The organism is Pseudoalteromonas sp. 4NS20-0020, from assembly GCF_057554385.1.
Genome location: NZ_BAAJMI010000006.1, coordinates 195,424 through 216,148 on the forward strand (window position 1 = coordinate 195,424; position 20,725 = coordinate 216,148).

Annotated in this window: 16 protein-coding genes; 10 read left to right on the forward strand and 6 right to left on the reverse strand. The window is 41.0% G+C overall.

Annotation, left to right across the window (positions count from 1 at the left end; genetic code table 11):
* The first annotated feature begins 12 nt into the window (after positions 1–12).
* The 3 genes from AC27JL_RS16380 (at position 13) to AC27JL_RS16390 (ending at position 6,055) form a co-directional block, all read left to right on the forward strand.
* Positions 13–4,317, forward strand: a complete 4,305-nt coding sequence (locus AC27JL_RS16380; protein WP_487196090.1) for an alpha-1,6-glucosidase domain-containing protein — start codon at positions 13–15, stop codon at positions 4,315–4,317.
* Between the two features lie 324 nt (positions 4,318–4,641).
* Positions 4,642–5,187, forward strand: a complete 546-nt coding sequence (locus AC27JL_RS16385) for a PH domain-containing protein (RefSeq protein ID WP_487196091.1) — start codon at positions 4,642–4,644, stop codon at positions 5,185–5,187.
* Between the two features lie 106 nt (positions 5,188–5,293).
* Positions 5,294–6,055 carry a hypothetical protein gene (locus AC27JL_RS16390; RefSeq protein WP_487196092.1) on the forward strand — a complete coding sequence of 254 codons (762 nt, stop codon included), beginning with the start codon at positions 5,294–5,296 and terminating at the stop codon, positions 6,053–6,055.
* 81 nt (positions 6,056–6,136) lie between these two features.
* Here the strand turns inward: AC27JL_RS16390 and AC27JL_RS16395 are convergent, their stop codons facing one another.
* Both AC27JL_RS16395 and AC27JL_RS16400 read right to left on the reverse strand, forming a co-directional pair.
* Positions 6,137–6,481, reverse strand: coding sequence for a rhodanese-like domain-containing protein (locus AC27JL_RS16395; protein ID WP_039038386.1), 345 nt, complete (start codon positions 6,479–6,481; stop codon positions 6,137–6,139).
* Positions 6,482–6,486: 5 nt separating this feature from the next.
* Positions 6,487–6,675 carry a YgaP family membrane protein gene (locus AC27JL_RS16400; RefSeq protein WP_006794224.1) on the reverse strand — a complete coding sequence of 63 codons (189 nt, stop codon included), beginning with the start codon at positions 6,673–6,675 and terminating at the stop codon, positions 6,487–6,489.
* 131 nt (positions 6,676–6,806) lie between these two features.
* Here AC27JL_RS16400 and AC27JL_RS16405 point away from each other — a divergent pair, with 131 nt between their 5' ends.
* Genes AC27JL_RS16405 through AC27JL_RS16415 form a run of 3 tightly spaced genes read left to right on the forward strand, consistent with a single transcriptional unit; the run spans position 6,807 to position 11,453 of the window.
* On the forward strand, positions 6,807–7,109 hold the full coding sequence (locus AC27JL_RS16405) for an ArsR/SmtB family transcription factor (protein ID WP_006794225.1): 303 nt from the start codon (positions 6,807–6,809) through the stop codon (positions 7,107–7,109).
* 5 nt (positions 7,110–7,114) lie between these two features.
* Entirely contained in the window at positions 7,115–10,390 is a 3,276-nt protein-coding gene (locus AC27JL_RS16410) for an efflux RND transporter permease subunit (RefSeq protein WP_487196093.1), read from the forward strand.
* Positions 10,380–11,453, forward strand: coding sequence for an efflux RND transporter periplasmic adaptor subunit (locus AC27JL_RS16415; RefSeq protein ID WP_487196094.1), 1,074 nt, complete (start codon positions 10,380–10,382; stop codon positions 11,451–11,453). The genes AC27JL_RS16410 and AC27JL_RS16415 overlap by 11 nt, the downstream gene beginning before the upstream one ends.
* On the opposite strand, the gene AC27JL_RS16420 is transcribed toward AC27JL_RS16415, so the two are convergent.
* Positions 11,446–12,123 carry a nitroreductase family protein gene (locus AC27JL_RS16420; RefSeq protein WP_008130030.1) on the reverse strand — a complete coding sequence of 226 codons (678 nt, stop codon included), beginning with the start codon at positions 12,121–12,123 and terminating at the stop codon, positions 11,446–11,448. The genes AC27JL_RS16415 and AC27JL_RS16420 overlap by 8 nt on opposite strands.
* A gap of 187 nt (positions 12,124–12,310) precedes the next feature.
* Here AC27JL_RS16420 and AC27JL_RS16425 point away from each other — a divergent pair, with 187 nt between their 5' ends.
* From AC27JL_RS16425 to AC27JL_RS16440, 4 genes are all read left to right on the forward strand, one after another.
* Positions 12,311–13,192 carry an ABC transporter ATP-binding protein gene (locus AC27JL_RS16425; RefSeq protein WP_008130025.1) on the forward strand — a complete coding sequence of 294 codons (882 nt, stop codon included), beginning with the start codon at positions 12,311–12,313 and terminating at the stop codon, positions 13,190–13,192.
* 9 nt (positions 13,193–13,201) lie between these two features.
* Complete coding sequence (locus AC27JL_RS16430; RefSeq protein ID WP_487196095.1) at positions 13,202–16,780, forward strand: ABC transporter permease/M1 family aminopeptidase; 3,579 nt, start codon at positions 13,202–13,204, stop codon at positions 16,778–16,780.
* A 172-nt stretch (positions 16,781–16,952) separates the two neighbouring features.
* Entirely contained in the window at positions 16,953–17,264 is a 312-nt protein-coding gene (locus AC27JL_RS16435; RefSeq protein ID WP_487196096.1) for a Bor family protein, read from the forward strand.
* A complete protein-coding gene (locus AC27JL_RS16440; protein ID WP_008127820.1) occupies positions 17,261–17,590 on the forward strand; it encodes a Bor/Iss family lipoprotein in 330 nt (109 codons plus the stop codon). The genes AC27JL_RS16435 and AC27JL_RS16440 overlap by 4 nt, the downstream gene beginning before the upstream one ends.
* 13 nt (positions 17,591–17,603) lie before the next feature.
* On the opposite strand, the gene AC27JL_RS16445 is transcribed toward AC27JL_RS16440, so the two are convergent.
* Genes AC27JL_RS16445 through AC27JL_RS16455 form a run of 3 tightly spaced genes read right to left on the reverse strand, consistent with a single transcriptional unit; the run spans position 17,604 to position 20,708 of the window.
* The gene (locus AC27JL_RS16445) at positions 17,604–18,842 is read right to left on the reverse strand and encodes an ABC transporter permease (RefSeq protein WP_006794233.1); all 1,239 of its coding nucleotides are present in this window, start codon (positions 18,840–18,842) and stop codon (positions 17,604–17,606) included.
* Entirely contained in the window at positions 18,835–19,542 is a 708-nt protein-coding gene (locus AC27JL_RS16450; RefSeq protein ID WP_006794234.1) for an ABC transporter ATP-binding protein, read from the reverse strand. Before AC27JL_RS16450 ends, AC27JL_RS16445 begins: the two co-directional genes overlap by 8 nt.
* Positions 19,542–20,708, reverse strand: coding sequence for an efflux RND transporter periplasmic adaptor subunit (locus AC27JL_RS16455; RefSeq protein WP_487196097.1), 1,167 nt, complete (start codon positions 20,706–20,708; stop codon positions 19,542–19,544). The genes AC27JL_RS16450 and AC27JL_RS16455 overlap by 1 nt, the downstream gene beginning before the upstream one ends.
* Positions 20,709–20,725: the final 17 nt, after the last annotated feature.

A 20,725-nucleotide genomic window follows, 5' to 3' on the forward strand; every position in this document is an offset into this window, starting at 1 on the left:
GAGCGTTTAAAAATGAAAATTATAACAATGTCTAAATATTTGCTAATAGCCTTAGGGTTAATGATATTAGCAGGATGTGGTGGGACAGATGAAGTTAAGTCGGGGCAGCAGCTTTTAACCTGTAATGTGCCACAAGTACCAAACGAAGCAGGCTCGCAATGTGTGGACCCTGAGCCTATAACGTGTGCAGCGCCTACTGTACCGGATGATAAAAACGAAAGCTGTGTAGTGGGCGCCGACCCAACATTGCCTGATCCTATTGTATTTGCTGGTGAAGGTGAGGCGGTTTTATTTTATAACCGTTTAGCCGACGATAACTACGAAGGTTACCGATTACATTCGTGGAATAACGATGTGTGTGATGCTTACGCACCTCCGTTTGACACGAGCGATTGGGCTAACGGCCATGAATACGATGGGATTGACCCAAACTATGGTGCCTACTGGATAATTAACCTCAAAGAAGGTTATAACGAGTGTGCTAACTTTATTGTGCACATTGGCACAGAAGGATCGGGTAAAGCGTTTGGTGATGTTGATTTAACCATGCCGCTTATGCAAGACGATGAAAAGTTTCAGCGTATGAACTTTACCATTCATGGTGAGCCTTCGGTGTTTGAATACCCTATTTTAAGCTTGGGCGAACGTCCGGTGGCGATAGATGGTGCATCAGCACATTGGATTGATTTAAATACAGTATTGTATAAGCCAAGTAATGAGCTTACACAAATCATTAAGTTACATTCTTCAGCAGCCGCTGACTTGGTGGTTGATTTAGACACTGGGCTAAATGGTGAAACCGTTGAGCTGACTGCAAGCGAGTTAACTGATGAGCAAGCTGCAAAAGTACCACACTTAACGGATTGGACTGCTTATCAGGGAAATTGGGATGCAGATGCTGCAAAGCAGCTTATAAAGCAACAGCTTGTTGTTGCAGGCTACGATGCCGATGGCAAGCTACTAGAAGCAACCTTTGTACAAACCGCTAAAGCACTCGATGCCCTTTACACACAAGGCGAAGACGATGCTAACGAGGCATTACTTGGCGTAAATTATGGTAATAACACGATTGATGTAACTGTGTGGGCACCCACCGCTAATAACATGGTGCTAAACGTGTTTGATGATGCAAAAACACAAGTGCACTCCACGCCAATGACATTAAATACGCAGACAGGTATTTGGCAAGTAAGTTTAGATACGCAATATGACCGCCATTACTATCGCTTTAATTTTGATGTTTACCACCCACTGACTCAGCAAATAGAGTCGCTATGGAGTACCGACCCTTACTCACTCAATGTATCTGCCAATGGCTTATACAGCCAGCTGATTAATTTAGCCGATGAAGACACTAAACCAGAAGGCTGGGATGAGCGTATCGTGCCTACTATTACTAACCCAGAAGATGCGGTTATTTATGAAGGCCATGTACGTGATTTTAGTGTGCGTGATCAATCAGTAAGCGAAGCAAACCGTGGTAAATACCTTGCATTCACTGAACTTGAAAGCGTGCCAATGCAGCACCTTAAGCAATTAGCAGATAAAGGCTTAACACACTTTCATTTACTGCCAGTGACTGATATTGGCACCATTGAAGAAGATGCTTCACAGCGTGTGGAAATTACAGACACCTTAGGTAAATTATGTGAGCGTATTAACGATGAAGCTGATGCATGTAAAATCGAAGATAAAAACAGCACCATTGTCGATATTATGCAAAGTTACCTACCTGGCTCAGACGATGCACAAGCATTAGCCAGTGCGATGCGTGATTTAGATGGCTTTAACTGGGGTTATGATCCTCATCATTTTATTGCGCCTGAAGGCTCGTATGCATCAAGCAGCGATGGCATTGCTCGCGTAGTTGAGACACGCGCTATGGTGCAATCACTGCAAGAAGTAGGACTTCGTGTTGTACTGGATGTGGTTTATAACCACACAACATCATCGGGTATTTGGGATAAGTCGGTATTTGATAAGCTAGTACCAGGTTACTACCACCGCTATAGCGAAGTAAGTGGTGAAATAGAGCGCTCAACCTGTTGTGAAAACACAGCGACAGAGCATGTAATGATGGATAAGTTTGTTACTGATTCAATGGTTATTTTAGCGCGTGAATTTGGCTACGACAGTTTTAGATTTGATGTAATGGGGCATATGCCTAAATCATCAATATTAGCTGCGCGTGAAGCCGTGCAAGCCGTTGACCCTGACAACTATTTTTACGGTGAGGGCTGGGATTTTGGTGAAGTAGCCAACAATCGTTTATTCACACAAGCTAAACAAGCTGATATGGCAGGCTCAGAGGTAGGCACATTTAACGACCGTATTCGTGAAGCCGTACGTGGTGGTGCAATGTTTAGCAATAACCCTACAGATGGCAACCTAGCTGAACAAGACACGTTACGGTTATCGCTGGCGGGCAACTTACAAAATTACATTTTAAAAGACTTTAAAGGTAATTCATCTAAAGGTAATAGCTTTACTTGGAACACTCAACCAACGGCGTATGCACTTGACCCTGCCGACAGCATTCATTACGTATCAAAACACGATAACGAAACGCTGTGGGATCAGTTGCAATACAAACATGCATCAAGCATGAGTATTGAGCAACGTGTGCGCGCGCACAATGTGGCATTGTCGATTCCACTTATGAGCCAAGGCATCCCATTTATGCAATTGGGCGCTGATTTACTGCGTTCTAAGTCAATGGACCGTGATAGCTATAATGCCGGTGATTGGTTTAATGCTGTTGATTTAACCAAAGAGAATAATAACTGGAACATTGGTTTACCAAACGCAGAGAAGAACCAAGAAAAATGGTCTGAAATTATGCCTATCTCTGCTAATGCAGATGCACAGGCAATGCCGCAAGACATAGCTTATGCAGGTGATGTATTTCAAGAATTCTTGGCTATCCGCAGCGCAAGCCCGTTATTTAGATTAACAACTGAACAAGATGTTATCGACCGTGTCGGATTTCACAATGTGGGTAAAAACCAGCAGCACGGCTTAATTGTAATGAGCATTGATGATGGTGAAGAACTCACAGACTTAGACCCAGCACTTGATGCGCTTGTTGTGATAATTAACGCAACCGAGCAAACTCTTAGCCATACTATTGCCACTGCAGCGGGTTTTGAATTACATGACGTATTAAAAAACAGTGTTGATGCAAGCATGGCCAGCGCCAATTTTGCCGAAGGCGATAACGAAGGCACATTCACTGTACCGCCTTATACGTTAGCTGTTTTTGCTAAAAACCAAGGTGAGAGCCAAGGTACTGGTTTAAGTGCAAATGCAACAGTAGGCGCACCTGATGTAGTACCTTATGGCAGCAACGCTGTGTTTGTTCGTGGTACGTTAAACGACTGGGGCACACGTGATGCATTTGAATATATTGGCGAAGGTGAATACCGTATAGCAATTGCACTCAGTGCTGGCGATTACGAATTTAAAATTGCCTCAGAAGATTGGTCTACGGTTGATTTTGGTGCGCTTTCTGATGCCGATAAAGACGTTGTAGAAAACCAAAGTGAGCCACTAACGCGCTCAGGTGCTAACATGACCTTTAATGCAGCCATTGATGCAACTTATGTATTTTCGCTTGATGCTTCAAACCCTGAAAATCCAACGTTTACTTTATTCAACGAAGAGCCATTTGTAGGCACCGCTATTTATGTGCGCGGTACGCTTAATGATTGGGGAATAACTGATGAGCTGAGCTATCAAGGCAAAGGCATTTACACCTTTACTAAAACACTGAGCGCTGCAAGCTATGAATTTAAAGTAGCGTCTGAAGATTGGAGCACAGTTGATTATGGATCGGCTGAGAGTGATGCAAGTGTAATGATAGGCACAGCAGAGCAGTTATCGGTTGCGGGCGCAAATATGACCTTAGATATTGCCGAGCAAGGTGAATACCAGTTTGTATTTGATGCCAGTGATTTAAATAATGTAACGCTCAAAGTACTTAACGCTGAAATGTTTGCACCAACACCGGTGTTTATTCGCGGCAGCTTAAATGGATGGGGAACAGACAACCCACTGATGTACGAGGGTAACGCGGTTTACTCTACATCCATAGAGTTAGAAGCGGGCGACTATGAATTTAAAGTAGCGTCTGAAGATTGGAGTACCGTTGATTATGGAGGTACAGGTGATGCACCTGTAGCCACCATTGGTGAACTTACTTCACTCGAAGCAATAGGTGCCAATATAGCACTGAATATTACCGAACAAGGTACTTACACCTTTAAGGTAATAGGTCCAGATAGAGAAAATGTGAGCATACTTATAAACAAACAGTAGCAGTTATATTTTCCCAGACCTAAGCCGAGCATAATCCTGCTCGGCTTTTTTTATGCCTAATTAAAAGCATATTAAAAACGGGTGTTAACCCATGGTATTTGCGTTCCAATGTGAAAATACACTTTATGTAAAATGCAGCCAGTTCAGAACTGAGGTTGAAGATATTTTTTGTTTAAAGGGAGATTATAAAAGGAAGTGTGACAATTTATTTCAATGTAAGAAGTTAAATTGCATTAAAGTTACTGTTCACGTAACTTGAGTATCTAAAGGCGTAAAAACGACCTTGTACAGGGTATACGCTCTCATTAAATTAAGGATAAACTTATGAATAACCACGTTTTAAAAAGTGCATCTTTCGACCCTAAAGTGCAGCAATACTGGATGCTAATGGCCGCTTTTTTTAGTGTGTTAGCACTCGTGACCATTCCGTTATTACCTATTGTTTTGGCGATTGTGTGGCTGGTGGGAGGGCGAATATTGGCGGCTATGTCAGCACAATTGCTCACGCAAAAACTCGTTGTAAAACGCGGGATATTTTTTAAAGAAGAAAAATCAATACCACTTGAAAAAATAACCGATGTAGGCCTAAGTCAAGGCCCAATAATGCGCATGTTTGGGCTGTATCGTTTAAGTTTTGAAACAGCAGGGCAGTCTGGCCACGGTGCACTGGTGTCATTACTTGGTGTTGAAAATGCCAGTGAATTCAGAGAAGCCATACTTGAGCAAAAAGATAACTTAACCGCAAGCACACCAGCAAAATCATCAAATGAAGAAAGCCCGCAAAGCCAACTAGAGTTAATACGTGCACTTACCTATAGCGTAAAAAACATAGAAAACATGCTTGTTACGCTAATTGATGAGAAAAAATAGCTTTTGCTATACAAAAAAGCACTTAATAAGGGCCTTAAAAAATATGCTGAGATATGGACTGTTTTTATGTTTGTTGATTAATGCGGCGACTATTAAGGCCGGTGGTATGCCTCCTTATTTTAATGAGGATATAGACACAGAATATAGAGCATTTCTAAAGCATGCTGGAGATATATTACCTAAAAGTGATTTACCACTAGCGTATCTGCCGTTATTTTATCCTTTTAGTTTTCTTGATATTCACCCAACTAAGTTTAAAAGTGAGAAAGATAAACAAGCGTTTGCAAACTTTAATTTAGGTGTTTTGGGGCGCAATTTTTTAAATATTAATAAGACACAACTCTCCAAATTACCTAATGTTACGATATGTAAAAAACAAGCATGTAAGGAAGAACGGTTAGGCTTAATTGACGACTTTTTAAGAGTAACGATGAATGAGCTTGTTAAATTAAATCAGTCAAAAGATCTAAATCTTATTCAGCAAACCGACATGTTTGTTTATCGAATAAATAATACATTTTTCACGCCAGCTCAACTTGTTACTTATTATCCTTCTAAGTATGCGGGATTTGTTCCTTCAGCTAATTATAAAGTTTTTAAGTTAGGTGAAAATGAAGAGCTAATGAAGTTATCAGCAGAAACTCAGCAAGTTAGGGAGTTAATGGATGCTTATAATGTTGCTGCTATCACTAAAAATGATGACAAAAGTATGAGCATAATTTTTGGAGGAGTGAGTGATAACCATTGGGGTGTTGTTGTTAATTACAGTTCAAGAATACCAACTCAGGGTGAGTATAACCACATGGGCTTAGAGTATGACATTATTGAAAAAATAACAGAAACGCGCTTTTATTTTCAAACAAATTAAGCCCAACTTGAATCAGTAGACTCTACGATTTTTATCGTCGAGTCTACTAACTAAGGCCCTAATTATTTGGGTTTACCATAATTAAAAAGCTTCACACACTTGCGTTGCGTTACAAGTAATAACGGTGACGTTTTCATATCCTATACGTGTAATTGCTTCAGCACTTAATGTGGCGCGTGCACCACTAGCGCAGTGCAGATAAATTGGGCGGGAAGCGTCTTTTTCTATTTCCATCAACTTCATTTCAAGTAAGCCACGCGGAATATTAATAGCGCCTACAGCAGGATTGGTGGCATGTTCTGCGGGTTCGCGCACATCAATAAGTAAGCCCTTGTTTTCGCTAATCTCTTGTTTTGCTTGCTCAGCGTCGATACGTCGTTGGTTAGGTGTAATAACTTTTAGTAAATCGGGGATAGAAGTAAGCATTATATTTATTCCTTAACGCCAAATTTGCGTAGTAGTGTAATCATAGGGCACCAGCTAGTGAAAGCCGATTGCATCAAGTTTAGGGCAATAAACACTGTAAAATATACCCACCTAGGATCGTGATAGGTTTGTAATAAAATTGAGATCACAATCATTATGCCAGCGATCAGACGAAGCGCATTATTGAGTTTCATTATAGTCGGTCACTTATCCAGTTAAATACCTAATTACTATAATCGTATTTTATATATTAGTAAATCCTAATATTAGACTTTTCTAATGTAACAATTTATACTGCGATCACATTAGATTATTAGAGCTTTATATGAATATTGATTTTACTGCTATGGCGGGGAACGTTGAGCAAGCTGAGCAGCTATTAAAAATTTTAGCTAATAAAAATCGTTTAATGATTTTATGTTCGTTGCAAGATACCGAAATGAGTGTGACACAGCTTAATGAAGCGGTGCCGTTAGCGCAGTCGGCACTTTCTCAGCATTTGGCTGCCCTTAGAAAAACGAATATTGTTGCGACTCGCCGTGAGGGGCAAACTATTTATTACCGTGTGATTGATCAGAATGCTATTCATCTTTTAGGCACATTGTATGGTTTGTTTTGTAAGGGGTAGTGGTAATGAACATGATTGATAACGCAGTAAAAAGCAGTTTAACGGGTCGTATTCCGGTTATTATTTTTGTGTTATCAATTTTGTTTGGTCTGTTTGCTTTAAAGCAAACGCCTCGCGAGGAAGAGCCGCAAATAGTAGTGCCTATGCTTGATATATATGTATCGGCTCCTAATGTAGAAGCGCCCGAAGTGACACGGTTGGTGACTCAGCCTCTTGAAAAGTTACTTTCCCAGCTTGGCGGTGTTGAACATATCTATTCAACCACACAAACTGGCGCTAGCGTGGTGACACTTAGGTTTGAGGTGGGGCATGATCGCGAACAAGCTATTTTAGATACCTACGCCAAGCTTAATAGTTACCAGCATACAATGCCTTCTGTTATTAAAAATTGGCAAATTCGGCCCATTGAGGTCGATGATGTTCCCATTATTATGCTTGGGCTGTACAGCAAAGATCCACAACTCTATAGCGATTACGAATTAACACGATTTGCAAACGAAATTGCGAGTGCTTTACAACGTATTGAAAACACCAGCGAGGTAAAAGTGATTGCTGGGCGTAAACGCACGCTCACTATTAATTTAAATGCCAGCGCGTTGGCTGCTCACCAAACGACTATAAGCGATGTACTTTATGCATTAAGTGTATCTAATCAACTTACGCAACTAGGCAGTGTTGTAAATGGTCAGCAAAAAATAGCTTTGCAAGCGGGTGACGTTTTACGTAATAAGTCTGCAGTGGAGCAGCTTGTAGTGAATGTAGTAAACGGTAAGAGTGTTTACTTACTTGATATTGCAAGCGTGATTGACGGACCTGGCGAGAGCGAACATTACCAATGGCTTGCACAATCTTCTAATGCTCAACAGTTACCCATGGTCACATTAAGTGTGGCTAAGCAAACAGGCACGAATGCCGTGGCGGTGGCAAACGATGTTCATCAAGTGATGGCCGAATTATCACGTACTCTTTTACCGCTAGAAGTGAGCTACTCGGTATTAAGAGATTACGGGCAAACCGCCAATGAAAAAGTAAATAATCTAACATCAAGCTTAGTATTTGCTGTATTTACGGTAGTGATATTTGTTGGAGTGTTTTTGGGCTGGCGACCCGCCATTGTTGTTGGATTAGCGGTGCCTATTTGCTATGGCATTACACTAGCACTGGATTTTGCGTTTGGGTATACCATTAACCGAGTAACGTTATTTGCACTTATTTTATCGTTAGGTTTATTGGTAGATGACCCAATTACAGGCATTGATAATATAAGCCGCTTTTTAAATAAAAAAGGCAGCAAAAAGCAGCAAATAGTTGGCGCAATGAGCGAAATTCGCGGTGCATTACTTATGTCTACGTTAACGATTATGGTGGCATTTATTCCGCTGGCATTTATTACCGGCATGATGGGGCCATACATGGCACCTATGGCATTTAACGTTCCAATCAGCGTGATGATATCCACCATTGTGGCGTTTTTTGTAACGCCATGGCTTGCGATGAAGTTACTCAAGCCCAATACAGATACCCACACTGAAATTAAGCCCAAAATCAGTATTTATCAAACGTTATTAAGCCCACTGCTTGTCTCAAAGCAGCGCGCAAAATGGGTATTATGGGGTACATTAATTTTGTTTATTATTAGCGCCATGCTACCAGTGATGCGTTTAGTGCCTTTAAAGTTATTACCGTTTGATAATAAAAACGAGCTACAAGTATTAATAGACATGCCAGAGGGCACAAATTTAGAACGAACCGCAGCCTTTACCAAACAAGTGCAAACACTCACTTGGCAATTAAACGAAGTAAGTGAAATAGCAGCCTACGTTGGTAAGCCTTCAAGCATGGATTTTAATGCCATGGTACGTGGCTATTATCGCCGTGAGGCGACACATTTAGCAGAGCTAAGAGTGTTATTGATTGATAAATCTGAGCGCGAGCATCAATCACATGCTGTGGTTATGCGCTTACGTAAACAGCTCGCACCTTTAGCAAAACAAGGCATAGTAATAAAAGTTGTTGAAGTGCCACCTGGTCCACCCGTATTAAGTACTTTAGTTGCTGAGGTTTACCGAGATGATTTTGTTGATGAGCAAACTCATTACCAAGCAGCTAAACAATTAGCTGAACGTTTAAAGCAAGAGCCACACGTAGTCGAAGTGGATACCTCTATGGTTGCATCTTCACCTTTACAGCGTTTTGTAACCGATAAGAGCAAAGCGGCAATCAGTGCAGTTTCTACTCAAAATATTGCTCAATCGTTAAGTGTTGCAACACAAGGTGAAACCATGGGTGTACTCTACGTAAGCTCTGAAACTGAGCCTGTTGATATTAAATTACAGTTACCATACAGCGAACGTAATCAAATTTCGCAATTACTCGCACTGCAAGTAAGGGGAGATAGAGATTTAGCTAAAACCAGTAATGAATTTGGCTTACAAAGTGCACCTAGGCCATTAGTATCGCTTTCAGAATTAGGTGAATTTACGCAACATCAGGTTGCTGACATTCGGGTTCGTAAAGATCAACGCGATGTAATTTATGTTATGGCTGAGCTAAACGGGCGAACGCCAGCAGAGGTTATTGCAGACGTAAATGCTGATTTTAACGCCGAGCCTAACTATTTTGAAAAAACACCGTGGATAAACCGCCACTTTTTTAACAATGGCGGTACTGCACCATGGCAATTACCTAAAGGTACGCATGCCAACTTTAGTGGTGAGGGGGAATGGCGTATTACCATAGATGTGTTTAGGGATATGGGAATTGCATTTGCCTTTGCGCTTAGTGCCATATTTATTATTTTACGTGTACAAACACAATCTGCGAGCTTGTCGCTAATTATTATGTCGGCTATTCCGCTCACGGTGATAGGTATTATGCCAGGTTTTTGGTTATTAAATCAGTTTGGTGAACGTGCTATAGCTGGCGCTCCTGAGCCGGTATTATTTACCGCCACAGCAATGATTGGGATGATTGCCCTTGCTGGTATTGTGGTTCGTAATTCGCTTATTTTAGTCGAATTTATTAATCAAGCCAGAGGCCAAGGTATGGCTATAAAAGATGCGCTGGTTGCTGCTGGAACAGTGCGCATGCGCCCTGTATTACTAACCGCAGGCACGACCTTATTGGGTAACTTAGTAATCACACTTGACCCGGTATTCAGCGGGCTCGCGATTGCGATAATTTTTGGTATTGTGGCGTCTACTGTATTTTCGTTATTTGTAGTGCCACTTGTTTATTATTTAGTGTTTGCAAGTTCAGAGGGTGAAGCGCATGCAGGGTAAATCAAAACTAATCGGCGCTTTAATCGCTTTATTGGTAATTATTATGGCTGTGCTTTACATGGCAGGCAGCTTTTCTGACCAACAAACGGCTGGTTTAAAAGAATCACAGCAAAGTAATTATCAGGGGCAGCGCGTCACCATTGCGCTGCAAAGCATCACCGGTATTGAGCAGGTACCGGGTAGTGTAATTGCTAAACAAAATACGCAAATTTCATCAAATGTTATGGCGCAGGTTGAACAGCTAAAAGTACGAGCGGGCGATAAGGTCACTAAAGGCGATTTACTTATTACCCTCAAGCAAGATGATTTTAAAGCGGCGTTAGCACAAAGCGACGCGAATATTAACGCGGTGAAAGCATCGTTGACGCAAGCTCAAAAGCAATTAGCTAGAGTGAGTGATTTAAGTGCTAAGGGGTTGGTGTCTGTTAGTGAATTGGATGATGCTAAGGCTAAATTTGATAATCTCACTGCTAATTTAGCCGCCGCTCAGCAGCAGCAAGCACAAGCAAAAGTGGCGCTAAATTATACTCAAATTATAGCGCCCATTTCAGGGGTTGTGGTTGAACGTTTAACCGAGCCCGGCGACACCGCCACACCGGGTAAGCCACTTATTACTGTGTATAACCCATTGCAATTACAGCTCGAATTTAATGTGCGTGAACAACAAGCTGTAAAATTAAAACTCGGAGATAGCTTAAATGTGGCCCTTCCATCTTTGGCAATAACAACACCTGCCGTAGTAAGCGAGATAGTCCCTGTTGCCGACAATAGCGCGCGTAGCTTGCTTATTCGCCTAGACACGAATGCACAGTTAGGGTTAATTCCTGGGCTTTACGCACAGTTGCAGTTGCCTACAAAAAGCGCTCAAGGTATTTTAATTGAGCCAAGTTGGGTACATGAGTTTGGGCAATTAAACATGGTGTATGTACTAGAAAACGAAACGCCAGTTAAACGTTTCGTAAGGTTAGGTACAATGGTTAATAACAAGCACCATGTAATTGCTGGCCTTAAAGAGGGAGATGTACTTGCTATTGATTATTCCCCCTTGCACGGTATTAAATAAAACTGGCTATTTCATCAATCGATTTTTTATCTAGGGCGTGCATTGGTACTGTTGCATGCTCATCCGGATAGCCTGCAATTAATAGCATATAAGGGCGCTCGTTATCTTTATCGCGGCCACAAATGTCTGTTAAAAAGCTCATAGGTTTTGGGGTGTGAGTAAGTGTTGCAAGGCCTGCTCGGTGCAGAGCTTGTATTAAAAACCCCGTTGCTAACCCAACAGACTCATGCACATAGTAATTTGTATTTTTATCGTCAGTACTCACGCCGCCCTTTTTTTGACTAAACACAGCAATAAGCCAAGGTGCATGCTCTAAGTAGGGTTTGTTAGCGTCAGTCCCTAATGGTTTTAATGCATCCAGCCACTCCTCGCCTGCTCGCCCTTCGTAAAAAGAGCGCTCTAGCTTTTCAGCCGCGTCGCGTATTTGTTTTTTTACATCGCTACTGTTAATAGCCACAAAATGCCAAGGCTGGTGGTTTGCACCACTAGGTGCTGTACCCGCTGCTTTTATACAGGTTTCGATAATCTCTTTTGGCACTGGGCGGTCACTAAAACTGCGAATGCTATGGCGGCGCTGGCTTGTTTGTAAAAATTCATTTGCACGGGCTAACATTTCATCGTGTGAGTATTCTATAAAATCGGTCAATGGCTGGTTTTTATGTTCTTGCATGGCTTTTCGCTTCTTATCAATGGTGTGTGGTTTTTATACCCAGAGGCTCACTTCTTAGCAAGTGTTATTAGAGTGTGTTGCTGTTTATTTATTGTTACAAAGTTGGCCACAGCGTAACTTATGTTCCCGTTTTTAATGTGGTATAAAACAGTATAAAAATAATACTTACAATTCAAGGAAGTAAAAAATGCTATCAATAACAGGGTTATCAAAAACCTACGACAACGGCGTGCACGCTCTGCAAGGTGTTGATTTATCAATAGGTAAAGGCATGTTTGGGCTACTTGGGCCAAATGGTGCCGGGAAGTCATCGCTAATGCGCACTATTGCAACGTTACAATCTGCCGACGCGGGGGCAATTACCTTTGATGGTATTGATGTATTTAAAGACCCACAAGCACTGCGCCAACGTTTAGGTTACCTTCCGCAAGATTTTGGTGTTTATCCGCGTGTTAGTGCTTACGACTTGTTAGACCATATGGCTGTTTTAAAGGGGATTCATAATAAAGGGGAGCGTAAAGAGTCGGTTGAAGGCCTACTAGCACATACTAATTTATATCAACATCGCTCAAAAGCGGTAAGTGGCTTTTCGGGCGGGATGCGCCAGCGTTTTGGTATTGCTCAAGCGTTATTGGGCGACCCTGATTTACTAATCGTTGATGAGCCAACCGCAGGGCTAGACCCTGAAGAGCGAAATCGCTTTCATAACTTGTTAGTAAGCTTAGGCGAGCAAAAAGTCGTTATATTATCAACCCACATAGTAGAAGATGTGGCTGAACTATGCCCTAATATGGCGGTACTGGCTGGTGGTAAAATTTTATTAGAGGGTAACCCGATTGCCCTCACCGACAAGCTGCAAGGCCAAATTTGGCGCAAAGCCATGAGCCAAGAAGAAGCGCAAGAGCTTGAGCCACAGCTACCTGTTATTTCTAAACGCTTATTTGCTGGGCAAACCATATTGCATGTATTAGCGGAACAAGCCCCTGAAGGTTTTCAATCAAGCCATGCAAACCTAGAAGACGTGTACTTTTCTACTTTGCTCAATCATCGTAATAGCCAAGTAGCATAAGGAGGCGTTATGTTTTTTAATATGCTCGCGTTTGAGCTGCGCTATTTTGTGCGCCAGCCTTCGTTTTATATCATTTCATTAATGTTCTTTTTTATGGCGTTTTTTATCAGCTCTTCTAGCAAATTTCCGCTAGGCGGCGCTAATGTACATATGAATTCGCCTTTTTCAATTATGATGTTGACCATTACATTTTGTGTATTTGCGATGTTTTTGGTAGTTAACTTTGTTGCCAGCTCCGCTATTAGAAATAGTGAAACTAAAATGGATGAACTGGTTTTTAGTAAGCCTGTTAATCCTGTCCCTTATCAAACTGGGCGCTTTTTTGGTGCTTACTTAGTGGTGCTGGTTGTATTTTTAACCGTGCCGTTAGGCGTGCTTTTAGGGTCGCAGTTTGGCTTATCTGTTGGATGGCTCGATAGTGAGCTAGTGGGTCCAAATAAGTTTGTGTATTACGCTGCACCTTATTTTTATATTGCAGTACCCAGTTTGCTGGTGCTTTCGGCTATTTTTAACAGCGTAGCTGTCTATTTTAAAACCATGATGTCGGTGTATGTCGCAGCCGTTGTTATTTTTATTGCTTATCAAATCGCCAGTGCTTATTTTGATGATTTAGCATTTAGAAATATAGTTGTTTACGCCGACCCATTTGGCTTGGGGTCTTTAATTGATTTGACGCGTTACTGGACTGTGAGTGATAAAAACACAGAAGTGCTAACCCTCACAGGTGACCTTTTAGTTAACCGTATATTGTGGGTTGTACTGGGCTTAGCTATGTTTTTTAGCCTTGGAAAATTAAGTAACCGCATAGTAGCTAAAAAACAGAAAAAGCAATTTAAAGTCTCTGCATTTGTGCAAAATAAACAAGCTGCACTGATTAATAATGCTAAAAATTACAAGTCTGCAGGAGCGAGTACGCAATCGCAGTTAATAATGCGCAGTATATTTGAACTTAAACAAGTAATATTTAGCGCGCCATTTATGATTTTAGCGGGTGTAAGTATTGTAACGCTTATGATTCCGCTGTTTGCTCCCATTGGCGCTTACGGTACAACTAACTGGCCAATTACCGCGAATATGGTCAATATTATTAGCGGTATTTCGGGTTTGTTTTTGTTTGTTATTATCGCTTTTTATAGCGCTGAGCTTGTTTGGCGAGAACGTCAAAGTGGTATGGGCGATATTGTTGACAGCTTTCCAGTACACAACAGTGTTTTTTGGGTATCAAAAATACTGGCGTTAATAACAGCTATTTCAGGCTTGTTTCTTGTTGGAATGATACTAACAATCACAGTGCAGTTATTTAAAGGGCAATTTAATTTAGAGTTAGGGCAGTATTTATTCAGGATTGTTTATTTATCGCTTTTACCGTTAATTATGCTTACGGTGCTTGCCTTCTTTTTACAAATTATTAGCCCAAATAAATACGTAGGAATGGGGTTATTTATTTTGTACTACATAGTGCAAATGGTAATGGATTCGTATGGATTTGAACACCATATGTATCATTTTTCGAAAAGCAGTAGCGTACCGTACTCTGATATAAACGGCTATGGACACTTTTTGCAAGCAGCGCATTGGTACACATTGTATTGGGGCGCGTTAAGTCTTGTTTTGGCTATTGTAGGATTTGCGTTATGGCATAGAGGACCTTCACAAACGCTGCGTACACGCCTGTCTATGCTTCGTTATAATATGTCGTTAAAGGGGCAAGTAATTGTTTGTGTTAGTGCACTGGTGTTTGTTGGTGCAGGTTATAACATTTATAACAATACGCGTGTTTTAAACGAATTTACTACAAGCGATGCGTTTCAAGACAAGCAAGTAAGCTATGAAAAACAGTTTGCACAATACAAAGATTTAGCCGTGCCTATGGTGACCGATGTTGACTTAACTGTTGATATTTATCCTAAAAAGCGTGCTTTGAGTGCAGTTGCAAAAATTAAGTTTACTAATACATCTAATGAGCCAATTTCGCGAGTGCTAATAAGTTCACCGCAACACGCCAAAAGCTGGGATGTAACGATGGCTGGCGGTAAAATTGTTGAAAAATTACCAGCGCTTTATTCTGCATGGTTTGAATTTGATCAGCCCCTTATGCCAGACGAGGTAAGAGAAGGGCAGCTGTCTGTCACTCGCGAGCATACAGGCTTTAACGATAGTGGCTCCGATACACAGTTAGTGGCTAATGGTACGTTTATTAATAATTGGGAGCTTTTTCCTAACTTTGGGTACAACCGTGGTTTACAGGTGGCTGATAAATTTAAGCGCCGTAAACATGACTTACCAGAGCTAGAACGAGCAAATAAACTTGAAGATAGCCAGTACTATACACAAAGTGATTTTGGTCAAGCGACTGGGTTTATTAACTTTAGGGCCAGGGTAACGACCGATGAATCGCAATTTGCGATTACACCTGGTTATTTACAAAGTGAAAGCGTAAAAGATGGGCGCCGAACCTTTGTTTATGAAATGGATGCACCTATTATAAATTTTTATGCGGTGCAGTCGGCTGAATTGGAAAGTAAAAAGGTTGAGCATAATGGTGTAAATATTGAGGTTTATTTCCATAAAAGTCATGCGTGGAATGTTGACCGCATGATTGAATCGGTTCAAGACTCGATAGATTATTTTACACAAGCATTTGGCCCATATCAGCATAAGCAATTACGTATTATTGAATTTCCTCGCTATCGCTCATTTGCGCAAAGTTTTGCTAATACTGTCCCTTATTCAGAAAGCATTGGTTTTGTTACAGACTCAAGGGATGAAAGTAAAATTGACCTGCCTTATTACGTAACCGCACACGAAGTAGCGCATCAATGGTGGGGTCATCAAGTATCAGGCGCCAATGTAGAGGGGAGTGAAGTTATGTCTGAAACGCTTTCACAATACAGTGCTCTTATGGTGCTTGAAAAACGCTTTGGCCCAGAAAAGCTACGTAAGTTTTTAAAATACGAGCTAGATAGGTACTTAATGGGCCGCACTGGAGAAGCGTTTGAAGAGATGCCACTATATAAAACCCAGGCTCAGCAATACCTTCATTACAATAAAGGATCTGTTGTTATGATGGCGATTTATGATCGCTTAGGTGAAAAACGTTTAAACGCTGCCCTTAAGGCATTTTTAAATGAGTTTAGATACCAATCAACGCCATACCCAACTACGCTTGACTTACTTAGTTATTTAAAACAAGACGCAACGCAAGCTGAGCAAAACTTTATTGACGATCAGTTTAAATATATCACTTTGTATGAGCTGGAAATGAAAGAGGTTTCGATTTCAGACGAAGCCGACAGTGAGGGCTTTTACAGTGTTACGTTAAACGTTGAAGCTGTTAAGCAACGTGCTGATGGTCAAGGTGAAGAAACAGAACAGCCACTCGATGAGTTAATTGATATTGTATTGTTTAGTGACGATCCTGAAAATCTACTCGCCGAAGATTTTGTGATTTACTCACAAAAACATCAAATAGTAACGGGTACTAATATTATTGAGTTAAAGGTAAAAGAAAAACCTTTATTTGCAGGAGTCGATCCGTACGTAAAACTGGTTGATAAAGATAACGTAAATAACTTAGCTAAGTTTTAATAGCTGACAGCACATTTACTCAAAGGCCGCAATTTTGCGGCCTTTTTTTTGTGTAAAAAACTGTTTGAAATCTGTAAGGTTGGCTACATTTTTCGCACAGCTTTTTACCCATTATTTTACTGGTTTACTGTAAAGTTTATTTACTGAAAGTAAGTACCAAGTAAGGACAAACATGAAATCATTAATAATGGGGTTTGTAGTATTAGGCTTAAGCGCCTGTTCTGCGGTTACCATACAGCCACACGCTATCGCAAAAATTACAAGTAAAGCGACCTACGAAGATAGCCGTCCATTTTATTTATGGGGGTTAGTAGGAGAGGAACGTGTGAATGTAAAACAGATTTGTACAGATACACAAGCGGCTCAAATGCAGTCGCAACAAACATTTAGCGATGGTGCGTTGGGTTTAATTACGCTAGGCATTTATTCACCACATACCATAAAGGTATGGTGTGAAGAGCAAAATACGCAGGAGGCGTTATGAATCTTAAATTAATTTTAGGCAGTATTACTTTTGCTATGTTAACTGGTTGCACAAATATTTACTTTGATAATGGTGTACCTGAAAAAGTTAATAACCAGTCGCACAATAGTTCTCAGTGGCATCATAATTTTGCTTTAGCTTTGTATGAGGGATCTGATGCGGTTGACTTAAGTGAGCATTGTCCACAAGGACAATGGCAAACGGTGCACACGTATAAGTCATTTAGTAATGGAGTAGCGGAGGTTGTAGTTAATCAGATAGGCCCGGCTTGGTACCCTAAAACAGTTGAAGTGAGCTGCACTAAGGTACCTTTTAAAGCTGAGTAGAGATTGATGCAGATTATTCGTATCGTAATGCTTCAATAGGGTTTAGCCTTGCCGCTTTAATAGCAGGGGCTAAGCCAAATATAATACCGATAAGTGACGTAAAACCGAACGATAGCATCACAGCCCAACCAGGTATGTAAGCATCCGGCATACTGGGAACCATAAACGAAATCAATGCGGCAGCACCATAACCTATAGCTAAGCCAATTAGTCCGCCAAATAACGATAGCACTACGGCTTCCACCAAAAACTGTAGCATAATAAAGCCGGGTGTTGCGCCCAATGCTTTAAGAGTGCCTATTACTCGGGTACGTTCAGTCACCGATACCAGCATAATATTCATTACGCCAATCCCCCCTACAACAAGGCTTATACCAACAATACCAGCAGTGATTGCCGTGGCGCTACCTGTAAACTTATCAACATTAGCACGGGCTTTTTCAGCGGTTTCAAATTCAAAGTCGTTTTCTTCTCCGTCTTTTAATTTATGTAATTGGCGTAAAATACGCGTTATTTTAGCTAAAGTAAGCTCTTCATCGACCCCTTCTTTAAGTCTAAACATTATTTGCACGTTACTCGTGCTGCTAGCACCCTCTAACGCGCTCATGGTACTGATCGGAATATTTATATAATCATCTTGATCAAAGCCAAATAAGCTACCTTGTTTTTCGGCTACTCCAATGATCCTAAACCATTCGCCACCAAGTTTGATATATTCGCCTACGGGGTTATCGGGTAAATTTAACTTTTCAATAATAGAAGGACCAATAAACGCAACCCGACGGCGTTTTTCGTCATCTTCCGCGCGAATAAAGCGGCCTAATTCTGGAAACGTGCGGTATGCTTTTTGGTAATCTTGTTCGGTTCCCATCACGCGTGATGAATGGCTTTTATTTCCGTATTCAGCTCCACCAGAAAAACGCCACGTAAACATAAGTGCGGTCAGTGTTTCGGCTTCTTTTATACGTGCTTTTAGTGTTAGAAAATCGGAGTAAGTCAGCTTTGCGTTTTTGCCAACCATTTCTTGCTCAATACTTGTAAATGGCTTGATTGATGTTACGTCGGGTGCCATGTCAGCAAGTTGATCGTTAATTTGTTTAGTAAAGCCCTGCATTACTGCAACCACAGTTATAACTGCTGCAACACCAATAATAATACCTAAGCACGTTAACGCACTGCGCATTGCATTGGCTTTAATAGCCATTAATGCTGCTTTTGTTCCTTCCATAATGGCAATGGCAGATTTAAACATGTTGTTTTTCTCCTTCGCCTTTTTTTACATCACTCACTACTTTACCATCTACCAAGCGAATAACCCGTTGGCAATGGTCTGCAATTTCTTGCTCGTGGGTCACTAAAATAATAGTGTGCCCCTCATTATGCAGTTCATCAAACAAGGTCATTATTTCTGCTGTGGTCTTACTATCAAGATTACCTGTGGGTTCATCCCCCAGTAAAATATGTGGTTTAGTTACTAATGCGCGAGCAATGGCTACACGTTGACGTTGCCCACCCGAAAGCTGACTTGATAGGTGATCAACTTTGTCGCCAAGACCAACGCGTTGCAATGCCTCAAGTGCTTTTTGTTTGCGTTGTTTTGCGGGTATAAAACGATAAACCAAGGGCTGCATTACATTTTCAAGTGCAGATGCGCGAGGCAATAAGTTAAAGCTTTGAAAAATAAATCCGACGCTTTCATTGCGTTGATGGGCAAGCTCGGTTTCGGTCATACTTTTTACAAGCTTATCTTTTAAAAAGTAATCGCCACTAGTGGGTGTATCTAAGCAGCCAAGTAAGTTCATTAAAGTTGATTTACCTGAGCCTGAAGGGCCAATAATGGCTACGTATTCATTTTCATTCATGACGATATTTACATCATCTAACGCTTTAAATACTTGCTCGCCCATTACATATTGTTTGTTAATGTGTTCTAACTTAATTACCGCAGACATTATAGTGTTTCCTCGTCTGCGTCATTTTTAAGTGAAACAACATCGCCTTCTTGCAGCTTGCTAATTGGTCGAGCGGGGCCAATAACCACATTATCGCCTTTGCTTAGCCCCTCTGTTATAGCTTGCTCAATGTCAGACGAAATACCAACACTTACTATTACTTTACTTACGGTATTATCGCTATTTAAGCGCCATACAAAGGTTTTACCCTCTTCTTTTTGTATTGCTTCAATAGGGAGCTTTAAACCATTTTCGGCAATACTGGTGGCAATTTCTGCTCGGCAACTCATACCCGCATAAAGCTGGCGATCTGTTGGGTCTAATAATACTTTAACTCTAAAAGAAAGCCCTTGCGAACCTGGTTGGTTTTTAGCTGATGTACCAATATTAATCACTTTGCCGCTAAATGGTTTGTTAGGGTAGGCTGCGGCATAAATATCAGCTTGTTGATTTAGTTTTATGCTGGCTATATCTGTTTCATCAACTCTAAGCTCTGCTAAAATAGCGCTAGGATCGGCAACAAGCATAAGGTCTGAACCAATAATATTAGTTGTGCCTGCAATAACTGTTTCACCTTCTTTAATATTAACCGATGCCAGTAAGCCACTCATTGGCGCTCTAAATACACTTTTACTTAGGCGATCTTGTGCAATTTGAAGCGACGCTTGCGCTTGGTTATATGACTCTTTGCGTGATTCGATATCTATTTTTGCAAGATCGCGAGCACTTTCGACATTTTCAAAGCTTTCTTGATTTCCTAATCCAACATCGTACAGCTCTTTTTGCCTTTTTAATTGGCGCTCTAAATTAGCAAGGCGAGTTTGGCTATGTTTTATTTCAATTTCGGTAGCGCGTAGAACGGCTTGGTTTCGGTTTACTTCTGATTCGAAGGCCGTCGTATCAAGGCGCATTAAAATATCCCCTTGCTTAACGCTTTGCCCTTCTTCTACAAATACCTTATCGACACGACCAGTTACCTCAGAGCGCAATTGCACTTGGGTATTAAAAACTAGATTGCCCGACGCCATGATTGAATCAGCAATATTCCCTTGCTCAACCTGCGCAATATTCACTTGGGCTTGCTTTTTATCACCGGTCACCTGCTTAGAGACTATTAGGCCTACAAAAGCGACTATAGCTATCGTTATTATTATTGCTTTTTTCATATATACATCTGTCCGTG

Excerpts from the sequence above, each read along its gene's own strand:
- AC27JL_RS16455 (WP_487196097.1), bottom strand. The coding sequence starts at position 20,708 with ATGAAAAAAGCAATAATAATAACGATAGCTATAGTCGCTTTTGTAGGC.
- AC27JL_RS16450 (WP_006794234.1), bottom strand. The coding sequence starts at position 19,542 with ATGTCTGCGGTAATTAAGTTAGAACACATTAACAAACAATATGTAATG.
- AC27JL_RS16440 (WP_008127820.1), top strand. The coding sequence starts at position 17,261 with ATGAATCTTAAATTAATTTTAGGCAGTATTACTTTTGCTATGTTAACT.
- AC27JL_RS16385 (WP_487196091.1), top strand. The coding sequence starts at position 4,642 with ATGAATAACCACGTTTTAAAAAGTGCATCTTTCGACCCTAAAGTGCAG.
- AC27JL_RS16395 (WP_039038386.1), bottom strand. The coding sequence starts at position 6,481 with ATGCTTACTTCTATCCCCGATTTACTAAAAGTTATTACACCTAACCAA.
- AC27JL_RS16400 (WP_006794224.1), bottom strand. The coding sequence starts at position 6,675 with ATGAAACTCAATAATGCGCTTCGTCTGATCGCTGGCATAATGATTGTG.
- AC27JL_RS16405 (WP_006794225.1), top strand. The coding sequence starts at position 6,807 with ATGAATATTGATTTTACTGCTATGGCGGGGAACGTTGAGCAAGCTGAG.
- AC27JL_RS16380 (WP_487196090.1), top strand. The coding sequence starts at position 13 with ATGAAAATTATAACAATGTCTAAATATTTGCTAATAGCCTTAGGGTTA.
- AC27JL_RS16390 (WP_487196092.1), top strand. The coding sequence starts at position 5,294 with ATGCCTCCTTATTTTAATGAGGATATAGACACAGAATATAGAGCATTT.
- AC27JL_RS16410 (WP_487196093.1), top strand. The coding sequence starts at position 7,115 with ATGAACATGATTGATAACGCAGTAAAAAGCAGTTTAACGGGTCGTATT.
- AC27JL_RS16430 (WP_487196095.1), top strand. The coding sequence starts at position 13,202 with ATGTTTTTTAATATGCTCGCGTTTGAGCTGCGCTATTTTGTGCGCCAG.
- AC27JL_RS16445 (WP_006794233.1), bottom strand. The coding sequence starts at position 18,842 with ATGTTTAAATCTGCCATTGCCATTATGGAAGGAACAAAAGCAGCATTA.
- AC27JL_RS16425 (WP_008130025.1), top strand. The coding sequence starts at position 12,311 with ATGCTATCAATAACAGGGTTATCAAAAACCTACGACAACGGCGTGCAC.
- AC27JL_RS16415 (WP_487196094.1), top strand. The coding sequence starts at position 10,380 with ATGCAGGGTAAATCAAAACTAATCGGCGCTTTAATCGCTTTATTGGTA.
- AC27JL_RS16435 (WP_487196096.1), top strand. The coding sequence starts at position 16,953 with ATGAAATCATTAATAATGGGGTTTGTAGTATTAGGCTTAAGCGCCTGT.
- AC27JL_RS16420 (WP_008130030.1), bottom strand. The coding sequence starts at position 12,123 with ATGCAAGAACATAAAAACCAGCCATTGACCGATTTTATAGAATACTCA.